Raw genomic sequence first — 12,541 nt, forward strand, 5'->3', positions numbered from 1 at the left:
GCCGCACCTCCTGCTTCCTCGCCTCCGCCTCCTCCCGCCTCCCCTCTGCCATCAACCGACCAATCTCCCTGGAAACACGGTTCCGCTCCGCCTTCAACCGCTCCACCTCCGCCAACAGACGCCGCCGACGCTCGTCCAGCTCCAGCACCTGATCCACCAACGCCTCGTCCCCGGCCCCGCGCGTCGCAAGCCGTTCCCGCACAAATTCCGTCGCCTCGCGAATCTGTTTAATGTCCAGCACGCCCGCATTATGTCCACCACCCCGCACCCCGGCAAGGAACCACCCACCCCGGCAACCTTCAACCCTCCCATACAGACATCCTCACCTCCGACCAAACACCACACCCCATACGCCACCAACCGGACCCACCCAGCCCCGCAGAAATCCCCACCCACCACCCCTTCCATGCCCGCTTCCCCCGCACCCGCGGATTCAACCGCTCCCACAACCCACGCCGCCGCTCCCCATCCTCACAATCCCAGCCGTCCAGCCACGAATCCAAACCCCCACAGCCCATGCCCTTCATCCGTCACCTTTCCAACCCGCCAACCTCCGGTTACAAGACGCCCACTGCGCTGGCCCCAACGCAATCCACCACGGCCAACCAGGCCATTCCAACTCACCCGGCAACCGATCCAAAGCCGCCCGGTCCTCGCGCTGGACCCACCGCCCCCACACCCCGGCCGCCCGGGGTTTTATCTGCCGGACCGGGCAGTTCCTCCACCCGCGGCTCTACGAAAGGAACAGAACTTCTGAGGCCGCGCCCGGCCCCCTCGAGGGCAATCTCCCAACGGCTGTGATGCCAGGTCCCCGTGCCGCCCCGCCACCACATCGCTCCATTGAGGCGCCGCAGCGGAACAACCGATTCGGAAAGATCGGGACCATCACCAGTGACGCCCGCGGCACGTAGGGCTCAGCCTGTCCCCCTGCCCAACCGGTTCAACAACCTACGAGTCCCTCCGCCAAGCCACGTCAAACGCGCGTGGGCACCGCTTGAATCGTTTGCTCCGAACCGTTTCTGCATTGGGGCCGCTCACTGCAATCCGGTTCCACCCCACAGGGGCAACAGGCCGGGATCCAGAATTCAGGCGTCCTCTCATGCACTTGCCTGGCCAGGGGGCGAACAGCGCCGAACGGCCTGACAGGACTCACACCTCGGAGGGAGTTCGTGCGCGATGCCACGCCCCGGTCGGCCAAACGCCGGGTCCGAGCCTATGCACCCCGGCGGTAAATCGGTTTTTCCACGATCTCGGCCGGATGTCGCCGGCCGCGGATCTCAATTTCAATCTGCCGTCCGGGCGCGGCCGCCGGGGTGGGCACATAACCGAGACCTATGCCAATTCCGAGACTCGGGCTCTGGGTTCCGCTCGTCACCCGCCCCACGACAGCACCGTCCACGCAAATGGGATATCCCGTTCGGGGCGGCGGCGTCCGACCGCTCATGCGAAACGCCACGTTCTGGCGTTTCCAACCCTGACGCATCTGTTCTTCCAGGGCCCGTCGCCCGATGAACTCGCCCTTGTTCATCGCCACGAAGCGTCCCAGGCCGGCCTCCCACGGGGTCGTGGTCTCATCCAACTCCTGGCCGTACAGGGGATAGCCCATCTCCAGCCGCAGAGTGTCGCGCGCCCCCAGGCCACACGGCTGCACGCCCAGGGACGCACCGCGTTCAAGCACCGCCCGCCACAGTGCCACGATGGCATGATCCATTCCCATGACCTCAAAGCCGTCCTCGCCCGTGTACCCGGTACGGGAAACCAACAGGCCCTCCTTTTGATAGGGAAAGCCGGCAACCTGATTCTTTTTGAGTGCGGAGGGGCGCGGCACACGGGTCCCGGACAGGGCCGGCTCCGTGATGCAGGCGTCCATCAGTTCGGCCGCACGTGGTCCCTGCACCGCCACCGCGCTGTAATTGTGTGAGGCGTCGGTCACCACGAGGGCATCAGGCGGGCCAAACGCACCGGCCTGCTCCTTCAACCAGGACACGTCGGAAGCCGTTCGAGCCGCGTTGACCACCAGCAGGAACACCTCCTCGGAAAGACGGAACACATACAAATCGTCCAGGATCCCGCCACCGGAATGGCACATCAGGGTGTACTGTCCCTGGCCGGGCCCCAACCGGCTCGCGTCATTGGTCAATGCGAAGTTCACAAATTGCAGGGCGGCCGGACCGCTCACCACCACCTCGCCCATGTGTGAGATGTCAAAAATACCCACCGCTTCCCGGACGGCCCGATGTTCCTCGGCAATGCCACGGAATTGCAACGGCAGTTCCCAACCTGCAAACGGGACCAGTCGAGCCCCCAATCGGAGGTGTTCCTCGTACAAAGCGGTTCTACGAAGCATGAGAGGACGAAGGGTTTGCGGCGGGCGCAGGTGCAGCAACCGGATCCAGGCCCTGCCGGATCCGCTCCAACCGGCCCTGTACCTCCTGCGCCAGCAGTTCGTACGCAGCGGACGCGCTGCTGTAGGGGTCGTATTCGAGGATCGGCTTGCCGAAGCTGGGTGCCTCGGCCACGCGCGTGGTCCGCGGAATCATCGTTTCGAAGACCAGGTCCCCAAAATACCGGCGCACCTCGTCCACCACCTGGTTGGCCAGCCGGGTTCGACCGTCATACATGGTCATCAGGATCCCCAACAGTCGGAGGTAGGGGTTCAATGCATGGGTCCGCACCTGATCCAGGACCCGTTGCAACGTGGAAATGCCCTCGAGGGCATAATACTCACACTGCAACGGCACCAGAACCGCGTCCGCGGCCACAAACGCGTTCATGGTCAGCAAGCCCAGCGAGGGCGGGCAATCCACCACGATCAACGGGTACCGGTCGGCCCCGCGCAAGGGGTCCAGGGCCGTGCGGAGTCGGGACAGGTTCTGCTCGGCACGAGCCAGTTCCACCTCGGCCCCGCAAAGGTCCAGCTCGCTCGGAATCATCTCCAGGTTCGGAAACGCCGTGGGTCGGATGCGCTCCTCCAGCGGCGCCGCACCCAACAAGGCCTCGTAAACACTGCCGCCCGGAGCCTTTTCCAGTCCGAGGCCGCTGGTGGCGTTGCCCTGCGGGTCCAGATCCACCACCAACACCCGATGCCCCAACCTGGCCAGGCAGGCTGAAAGATTGATCGCGGTGGTGGTTTTGCCCACGCCACCCTTTTGGTTGGCCACCGCTATGACCGTGGTTGCCACGCTCCCGGTGTATCGGATGCGCAGTCGGCTTTCAAGCGGCACCTCTCCGCGGGGTCACAAACCAGACCACGCTCCGCAGAGGACCTGACCATCCATCAGCCGCCCCACCGAAGTCCGGGGGTCGTCGATCCCCGGGTTCCATGCAGAACCGCCCCCACCCGGCCCCCGAACCAATGCGCCCCCACCCCGGCACTCCCGATCCAATAAGCGCGCCCGGTCAACAATAGAGCCCTCGGAGAAATAACCCGGCACGGGCGCCGGCCGGGGGCGGATTAGGAACTACTCCTCCAGTTCCGGAATCCGCGTCCACTCGTCCCCGGTGTGTTCCCCACTACCATCAGACTCTCCCCCTTGGGAAGCGGCGTCCGTTTGTCCGGCGGACGCAGGTGGCTGGGTCAACATCTCATCCCGCGGTTTGAGCAGGCTGTCAAAGGTCCAGGTTGACACCTGGTAGATCCAGCCTTCCAACCTCTTCTCCTGCGCCAGTTTCTCAGCCAGCTTGTCCCGTTTTTCCTTGAATTCCCGGTCGAGCCGTTCCTTGTCTTCGGGCTTCTCGTCCGGGGCCGGCGTACGCTGTTCCGGGAGGTTCGCCGATACCGTCAGCCGCAGATGGTAACTTTGATTGGTCTTCTCGCCGAGGCTCAGGTCGTAAACGAAGTCGTCAAAGGTTTCGATGTAAACCTTCACCGGACGATCCAGGCCCACCTGCTCCGGCGGTGTATCGGGCGGCAACACGTCCAGGAACGACGGCCAGCTCAGGCCGCTCGTGGCACTGGTGGCCTTGGAACCGTCGAGGGTCTCACCGGGACGGGCATCCACCAACTGCCACGAATCCGTCTCCTTCTCCCTCCGCATGGCCCAGGACCGGGACGCGTCCGGAAACTCCACGCGCACCAAGCGGGGCCGCTCCACCTTGAAAAACTCCTTGCTGATCCATTGTTCGGGCCGCGGTTCGATGCCGTACAGGGGATCGGAGATCATGAGCGCGCGGTTGGTGGCCGAAAGGGTCATCACCCATCGGCCGGCCGGAAACCCATCCTCGGTTCCACCCCCCAGGCCGGTGGCAGACGCACGGCTCTGCGTCTTGCCCAGCAGCAACCCGCCCAACCGCCTGCCCGAACCGTCGAGAAACTCGACCAACGTGGCCGTGTTGGTCTCCGGCCCGGGCGGCAGAAGCGACAACCGCCACAATTGGGACGGTCCGACCTCCTCGGCCTGCACAGCCTTTAACTCCGACGCCTTGACAATCCAATCACTGATCTGCTGGAAGTTGGCCGGGTAACCCCCGCGCTCCTGCACGCGCCAGAGCCCGTCTTTTCTGACCAGGTTCAGCTCGTTGGTCCCCTGGCGGATGCGGACGTGGGCCACTTCGTTCACCGGCAGATCGGGCAGCAACTTCGCCTGCGCCGTCACACCGGTCCGTTGCCAGGTGCGGCCCTCCTGACGGTACAGCCACCAGGCCGCCCCCCCCAACACAATCACCAAACCCAACAGCAGCAAGAACTGTTTCCGGTTCATCGGGCCGAAGTGCGTTTGCGCCGAATGATGGCAATCACCACGCCGGACAGTGACACCACCAGCGGCATGGCCAGGATGTTGGTCCACTGAACACGGGTCTGCAGGGCGTCAATCTCCCTGCGAAATTCCCTGCGCACCCGTTTCAATTCCTCGCGGGTCCGTGCCTCCTGCTGGCGGAACCGGGCGATCTCCTCCTGCTGCTCCGGCGAAAGGATGAATCGCTGGCCCGGTTCCTTCTGCCGCTGCAGTTCGTTGAGGCGGCGCTGGGTCTCCGCCAGGCTTTCCTCAAGCTTCTTGATCTCGGCCTGGTACCGTTCCTGAGCCGCAGCCTGCATCTTTTGAATCCGCGTGAACGGCCGGCTCGGAATCGCACGGCTCCGCACCGCAATCAGATCCACGTCCCCGGCCATCTGCTCCACCACGTTCTGCAAAAACGTAAGATTCGCATTGGCCGGCATCCGAAGAACCCCAAACGGACTGTTCAATTCGCGGATGGCAAACCGGTCAAACAACAGATCGGAATCCCCCACCAACACCACCGCCGTTTCCTTCTGGCTTTCCTTGAGGAAGTCCACCTCGTTGGTGGACCCCGGCGGACCATTCGGAAAAGCGGTCTTGAACCGCCCGGTTAGCCGGATGGCCAGCGCATGTTCCTTGCCCGAGGAACGAAACTCCCTGAGGATGTTTTCGCCGCTGACATGAGCCATGAAGGCCTCAACCAGCTGCGATTCCGGCGTGCTCTTCAGCAGGACGGTTTGCTTCAGCCCCTCCTCCGGAACGCCACTGAACGCCCCGCACAAGGGCAGCCACACGGGCCCCAACTCGCTGGTCACCGGATCGTCGGGGTTCATCCCCAGCCGGCTCACATTCAGAAATGCAGGTGCCTCCACCAGCTGATTGCGCTGCCCGATCAACTGCATCTTGAAGTTCAGGTCGGCCACCACCTTGGTCGTATCGAACTTCAACCCCCACGCGGTCAGGAGCTTTTCCAGGTTCGACGGAGCCCCGGGGACCGAAAAGGGCAGGTTCCCCTGCTGCCGGCTGTCGGCCAGCGAGACCGGATCCAAAAACGCCACCAGCTTCCCACCCCGCATCAGGAACTGGTCGATCGCATACTGGGCCTTTTCCGTAATGTCCCGCGGATGAATCACCACCAGCACCTGAATGTCATCGTCAATCTTCTCGGCGGTCATTTCCACCCGGCGCACGTCAAAGTCGGCACGCAACTCATTCACCACCGCCCACGGTTCCTGATTTCGAGGCCCCAGGGTCGGCGGAAAAGCCGCCCCGGGCCCGCCGAACACCGGCAGGGGACTCATGATGCCCACCACCGGTTTCTCCGGTTTCACCACGCGGCTGATGGCCCGAACGATGTCATACTCCAGCAACCGTTCCCGTGTCGGTGCCAGAAACGGAATCGACACACGCGAATCCAACAGGCTCACCGCCAGACCCAAGTAGAAACGGTCGCCCGTCGCCAGTTGCTGGGGTTCAATGTTGTCCAGCCGCGCCGAATCCTCCGCGTCGGAGTCCGGCTGCGGGTCGAGCTTTTCAATGCGCAGTTTGCCAGCCGCCGCCTCCCGAAACTCCTCCAGCAAATCCTCCACCCGCCGCGCGTAATTCCGCAAAAAGACGGTCTCCGGCGTGGCGGTCTCCAGCCGCGAGCAGTAAAAACGGACGGTCACCGGCGTGTCCAGGCGCGACAACACCGCCCGTGTGCCGGGCGAAAGCGTGTAGGCCTTTTCAGCGGTGAGATCCACGCGTTGCTTGAACCGGGCCAGCACCACATTCAGCCCGAGCAACACCACGAACATCGCCGCCACCCCGGCGGTCGAAAACACCCAGGTCTCCCAACTCCGCTTGTTCATGACCCCATCCAATCCCTCTCAACCGGCGCGCAAACTGCGCAGAATCACACTGGTCGTAAACAACGCAAACACCGTCACCGACAGGAAATACAGGATATCCCGCGTATCCAGCACGCCCTTCTGGAAGGCATCAAAATGCGTGATGAAACTGAACGACGCCACCAGCTCCACCAGCGGCGCCGACCACTGCGCCACCAAATTCGTCACCGGAGGAAACCCGGCCAGAATCAGAAACAAACAGATCACCACCGACAGGATGAAACTGATCACCTGATTGCGCGTGAGCGCCGAAGTCATGCACGTGATCGCCAGATAGGAACCGGCCATCAGAAAACTGCCGCAATACGCCGCCAGGATCACCCCGTTGTCCGGCTCGCCCAGATAATTCACCGTGATCCACAGCGGAAAGGTCAGGGCAAGGGCCAGCCCCAAAAACAACCACGAGGCCAGAAACTTCCCCACAATGGCCTGCCAGGCCGTGATGGGCAGCGTCAACAGCAGCTCCAGCGTGCCCACCCGCCGCTCCTCCGCCCACAGCCGCATCCCCACCGCCGGCACCAGGAACAGATAAAACCACGGATGCCACAGGAAAAACGCGGCCAACGATGCCTCGCCGCGCTCGAAAAACCCTCCCACCATGAAGGTGAAAAACCCGCTCAACAGCAGAAAAATCACGATGTAAACGTAGGCCACCGGCGAGGCAAAGTACCCCGACAACTCACGCTTGGTGATGGCCCAGATGTTGTTCCAGGATTCCTTCATACCTCACGGTCCACTGATCGTTCCACCCGCCGGACCCTGCCCGCACCGGTGTCGGTCAGGCCGCCACTCCCTCCATCACGCCGCCTCCCGAACCGTGTCCGGCATGGTGATGCTGCGGAAGACCTCGTCCAAACGACCCTCCTCCACCCTCAGCTCCTCCACCGCCCACCCCTGCACGGCCTCCGCCACCGCCCGCGTGAAGCTCCCGTTGATTCCGGGTTCGCGGGGATACACCCGCACACGAATCCGACCGTCCTGTTCCTCCAACACGTTCACCCGTTTGGCCCCCGGCACCTGCGCAAGCCGATCCACCACCTGCTCCCGGGACACACGACCCACCCACAACGTAACCGCCCCGGCCAGTTCGGATCGCGCCCGGAGCTGGGCCGGCGTGCCGTTGGCCACGATCCGCCCCCGATCAATGATGATCGCCCGTGTGCAGGCCGCGTCCACCTCCTCCAAGATATGCGTGGAAAAAATGATCGCCTTCTTCTCACCCATCCGCCGGATCAATGTGCGAACCTCGTGCTTCTGGTTGGGATCCAGCCCGTCGGTGGGTTCGTCCAGGACCAAAACCGGTGGATCATGCAAAATCGCCTGGGCAAAGCAGGTCCGGTGACGGTAACCCTTCGACAGCGTCTCCACACTCTGATGAAGAACCCCCTCCAGAAAACACATCTCCACCACCCGATGCACCGCCTGTTTCCGGGCCTGACCCCGCAACCCCCGCAGCTCCGCTATGAAGTTCAGAAAGCCGTACACGGTCATGTCCGTGTACGCCGGCGCATTCTCCGGCAGGTAACCAATCAACCGCTTGGCCGCAATGGGCTGCTCCCACATGTCATGCCCGCCAATCCACACCCGACCCGCCGTCGGGGGAATGAACCCCGTGATCATGCGCATCGTGGTGGATTTGCCCGCACCGTTCGGCCCCAGAAAACCCAGCACCTCCCCCGGTTCCACGGTAAACGACACCCCGTCCACCGCACGTTTGGCCCCAAAATGTTTGGTCAGTTGCTCGACCCGAATCATCGTCATGCTCGCTTCCTCAGGAAACCGATCGGACGGATCCCTGCGTATAACGCAGCACCGCCTCCGTGTCCATCCCTTTTGAATCCATCCGGAAGCCGGGGCGGCCGCGACCCCGACACGGCCGGCGCCCCATCTCACCCCAGCTGACAACCGGCCCCGCACCCGCGTTCAAACTTTCCTCCAGCGGCCCTCAACCGGCCCGACCCGGAACCACCCCGGCCGGCTCCACACCCCAGCAGCGGCCCAGAACCGCCGCCGTCCCCAACAACAACACCGCGCACACCAGGTAGGGCAGCGGCGGCAGATAATGCAGCGTCGTGTTCGCAAACACCGGACCCAAGATTCGAGCCAGGCTCCCCAGGCTCTGAGCCACGCCAAACGTGGCACCGCGTTCGTCCTCATGCGTCAGGTTCGACAGCAGGCCAAACAACGGCGGCCGCGTCAGACTCGAACCCACCGACAACAACCCCAGCGCCCCCAACAATGCCCACCAACCCGCGCCGTGGCCCCCCCACAGGGCCGACCACGACAAATGCCCTTCCCCCCGGATGAACGGCAGCACCGCCAGGCTCCCCGCCGTGCACGCCAAACTGCCGATGATCAACCGCACCTCGCCAAACCGCGCCACCAACCGCCCCACCGCCGTGCCCTGCAACAACGCCCCCAAAACCCCGCAGTACGCAAACAAATACACCACCGTCGCAGCAGCCCGACCATCATGCGTGAGGTCCAGGGCAAAATTGTCGCTCACCACCAGCGGCAGCGTGCTCTCAAAACAACTGAAAGCGAACGTGGCCAGAAAAAACACCATCACCAACAGACCCACCCGCGGCGTCCGCAGCGTATGCACATACTGCGCCCAGTGCGGCCGCCTCTCCACCGCCACGCTGCCCGGCCGCCGGCTCTCCCCCAGAATGCCAAACGCCAGCAAAAAGTTCAGACCGCACAGCGTCGCCGCCAGCCAGCCCGGCCCGCTCAACCCCCACCATTTCAGGCTCAAGCCGCCCAGGACCGGACCAAAAATGAACCCCAGCCCGAAGGCCATGCCGATCAGGCCCATCCGCCGCGAACGCTGTTCCGGCGGCGTAATGTCCGCAATGTACGCCTGCGCCACCGTGATGTTGCCCCCACACGCACCGGCAAACGCACGCGAGGCCGCCAGCAACCAGAGCGCGATCGCCGGATCCGACACCCGGCTCCCCACCGCGAACATCACATAGGAGAGCGCCGCGCCCGCCGTGCTGATCAGCAAAACCGGACGCCGACCCACCCGATCCGACCAACGCCCCCACAACGGCGCACACAAAAACTGCAACGCCGAAAACGACGCAATGATCAGGCCCAGCACAAACCCGTGCGCGCCCCACTCCCGACCGTACAACGGCACCAGGGGCACCACGATGCCAAACCCGACCAGGTCCAAAAACACCGTCAGCCAGATGACACCCAGAGCGGGACGCCTCATACGTTCCACCTCCGGGACCCGGTACGACCCGGCAAAGCCGAAAAGCCCAACATGCCGCGGAATCTAGAGCCCCGCCTCAGGCCGTCAAGTGCCCCCAACCCGTAACCCTCACGACGCACCCCTCTCCGTTTGTGGCACCCGGACCTTCTTCGGGCCGGGGCGCGGCCGGCTGAGCGGACCGGCGCCATCGCCTGCGGAACCGCCTCAACCGCATCCTCCGGTTTGAATGCAGGAAGTTCGTACCGGCTGCTCCGGAAAGGTGAACCTCACCGGGGCGGGAGTTCCCGGCCAGTCCGAAGCTCCAAAACACCGGGGCGCGCCACCTCACGACCGGACACGCAGGCCCAACACATCCCTCATGTCATACAGCCCGGCGGGCCGGCCCTTGATCCATCGCGCCGCGCGCAGGGCCCCGTGCGCGAAGGTCTCACGGCTCGAAGCGCGGTGGACCAGCTCCACCCGCTCGCCCGGCGCGGCAAAGATCACCGTGTGATCCCCCACCACGTCACCCCCGCGCACCGCATGCACACCAATCTCCTCCGGTCGGCGCGGCCCCACCAGCCCCTGCCGACCGTAACGAATGTCCCGATCCCACTGCGCCCGCCGCACCGCTGCCAGGATCTCCGCCAACGTCCGGGCCGTGCCACTGGGGGCATCCTGCTTGTGCCGGTGGTGCATCTCCACAATCTCCACGTCATACCCTGAACCCAGAATCTCCGCCGCGCGTTCCGTCAGCCAAAACAGCAGGTTCACGCCCGTGGAAAAATTCGACGCCCACACAATGGGTATGACCGCGGCGGTCTCGCGGATTTTGCGGCGGCCCTCCTCTTCATGCCCCGTGGTCCCCAACACCACGGGCACGCCCCGGGCCGCACACAAGGTCAGCATTCGCTCCGTGGCGGCGGGCACACTGAAATCCACAAGAACGTCGCCATGCTCCAAGGCAGCCGCCAGGTCGTCCCCCTGATCCACTTCCGCACCAATCGTGACCCCGGGGTGCTGCCCCACGACGTTCAAAATCGCCCGACCCATCCGGCCGCGGGCCCCATGCAAAATGATTCGCACCGTCGCCTCCATAACCGACTTCCTCCCATCCGCGCCCCGAATTACGCAGCGGTACGGGCCGACGTACGCCCGCCACGCCGTGCACGATCTTGCAGGATCCCACAGGCCCGTAGCGTCGCCGCAAGCCGTTCCCGGTTTGCCGGCGCCATGGGCACCAGCGGCAGCCGATATTCCTCCGCCACCATCCCCATCATGGCCAGGGCCGCCTTCACCGGAATCGGATTCGTTTCCAGGAACAGATCCTTGAACAGCGGGTAAAACCGCGCATGCAGCCGCTGCGCCTCGGCCACCCGTCCTTCCAGAAAAGCCCGTACCATGCGCGAAACTTCACGCGGGATCACGTTCGATGCCACGCTGATGACACCCTCGGCACCCACCGCCATGAACGGCAACGTCAACGAATCGTCCCCGCTCAGAATCACGAACCGGCGCCCCAGCGCCGCCCGCAACTGACTGACGCGATCGGGGTTGCCGCCGGCCTCCTTGATCCCCACGATGTTGGGACAGGCCTCCGCCAGACGCCGCACCGTCTCCACGGCAATCTCCACCCCGCATCGGCTCGGAATGTTGTAGAGAATGATGGGCAATCGCGTGGCCTGCGCCACCGCCTTGAAATGCTGGAAAAGCCCCTCCTGGGTGGGCTTGTTGTAGTACGGCGTCACCTGCAGGGAGGCGTCCGCACCCACGGCCTCGGCACGCCGCGTCAGTTCAATGGCTTCCTGTGTGGAGTTTGCCCCGGTTCCGGCCATCACCTTCACCCGCCCGGCCACCTTTTGGACCGTCATCTCCACCACGGCGATGTGCTCGTCGTAATCCAACGTGGCTGATTCTCCCGTGGTCCCCACGGGAACCACACCGTCCACACCGGCCCTGACCTGGAACTCGATCAGCCGGCTCAGCGCTTCAATATCAATCTTGCCGTCCCGAAAGGGTGTCACCAGGGCCGTGTATGTGCCCCGCCAATCCGTTGTCCGTCGCATGGCCCCCAGCATGAACCAGCCCCTCAACACTGCGCCAGTCCAAAGACCGCCACCCCGCCCCCGCGACCTCACCCGCCCACGCCATTTGCGTGACCGGATCCGCGTCCCCTTGTTGTCCCGTCTCTGTGCCCTCGATGTCTCCGCGGTTCCCGGAAAATCCCATCCGCACCTCCGCGTCTCCGCGCTTTCCCCGGGAACTGCACCGTCACCAACGCCCGCCTTCCTGAAGACCTCGGCGATGCAGTCCCTCCCGCCCCCCGGACCATCGGAAAAGGGCGACACGATCCCGCGGCACGGAACAAGGGACACCACACCACCAACCGCGATTTGCCCCATCCAAAACACGCGGTTGCACCTCGATCTCGCCGTCCTCAAAGTCGGTCTGACGGTACCCATCTCGCATGATCGCCGCACGCAACGGTTCCACGGAACACAATCCGTAGCCCTGATGGCGGCCGCCTTCTGCCTCCCCGGATCGTCAGGGCATCCGGGCGCCCTCGCCCGCTGCAGGCTCTTGCGAAACAGCGGCCACGGGTTTGGATCAGGTCCGTTCAGGGGCTGCGCCAATCCGAGAATGTCGATCCCCGCCCTCGCACCCGACTCCGGTGACCCGATTGCCGAAGGCTCTATCCCCCCAGGCTCGCCCCAATCTCACCGCTGATGAGTCAA

The 12,541-nt window shown here is 64.2% G+C and carries 9 protein-coding genes and 1 pseudogene; all 10 read right to left on the reverse strand.

Annotated features, from left to right (window positions below):
• Nucleotides 1-241, reverse strand: a pseudogene (locus G4L39_RS15045) (serine--tRNA ligase); the annotation flags it as partial.
• Nucleotides 242-1,213: 972 nt separating this feature from the next.
• Entirely contained in the window at nt 1,214-2,347 is a 1,134-nt protein-coding gene (gcvT, locus tag G4L39_RS06960) for a glycine cleavage system aminomethyltransferase GcvT (RefSeq protein WP_165106980.1), read from the reverse strand.
• A complete protein-coding gene (locus G4L39_RS06965; protein ID WP_165106981.1) occupies nt 2,337-3,182 on the reverse strand; it encodes an AAA family ATPase in 846 nt (281 codons plus the stop codon). The genes gcvT and G4L39_RS06965 overlap by 11 nt, the downstream gene beginning before the upstream one ends.
• 279 nt (nt 3,183-3,461) lie before the next feature.
• The gene (locus G4L39_RS06970) at nt 3,462-4,700 is read right to left on the reverse strand and encodes a DUF4340 domain-containing protein (protein WP_165106983.1); all 1,239 of its coding nucleotides are present in this window, start codon (nt 4,698-4,700) and stop codon (nt 3,462-3,464) included.
• Entirely contained in the window at nt 4,697-6,568 is a 1,872-nt protein-coding gene (locus G4L39_RS06975; protein WP_165106985.1) for a GldG family protein, read from the reverse strand. Before G4L39_RS06975 ends, G4L39_RS06970 begins: the two co-directional genes overlap by 4 nt.
• An 18-nt stretch (nt 6,569-6,586) precedes the next feature.
• Entirely contained in the window at nt 6,587-7,330 is a 744-nt protein-coding gene (locus G4L39_RS06980; RefSeq protein WP_165106986.1) for an ABC transporter permease, read from the reverse strand.
• 75 nt (nt 7,331-7,405) lie between these two features.
• Nucleotides 7,406-8,362, reverse strand: a complete 957-nt coding sequence (locus G4L39_RS06985) for an ABC transporter ATP-binding protein (RefSeq protein WP_165107048.1) — start codon at nt 8,360-8,362, stop codon at nt 7,406-7,408.
• Between the two features lie 190 nt (nt 8,363-8,552).
• Entirely contained in the window at nt 8,553-9,827 is a 1,275-nt protein-coding gene (locus tag G4L39_RS06990; RefSeq protein WP_165106988.1) for an MFS transporter, read from the reverse strand.
• A gap of 324 nt (nt 9,828-10,151) precedes the next feature.
• On the reverse strand, nt 10,152-10,904 hold the full coding sequence (gene dapB / locus G4L39_RS06995; RefSeq protein WP_165106990.1) for a 4-hydroxy-tetrahydrodipicolinate reductase: 753 nt from the start codon (nt 10,902-10,904) through the stop codon (nt 10,152-10,154).
• Nucleotides 10,905-10,933: 29 nt separating this feature from the next.
• Nucleotides 10,934-11,872, reverse strand: coding sequence for a 4-hydroxy-tetrahydrodipicolinate synthase (gene dapA / locus G4L39_RS07000; RefSeq protein WP_165106991.1), 939 nt, complete (start codon nt 11,870-11,872; stop codon nt 10,934-10,936).
• Nucleotides 11,873-12,541: the final 669 nt, after the last annotated feature.

The organism is Limisphaera ngatamarikiensis (genome assembly GCF_011044775.1).
In the GTDB taxonomy this organism is placed as follows: domain Bacteria; phylum Verrucomicrobiota; class Verrucomicrobiia; order Limisphaerales; family Limisphaeraceae; genus Limisphaera; species Limisphaera ngatamarikiensis.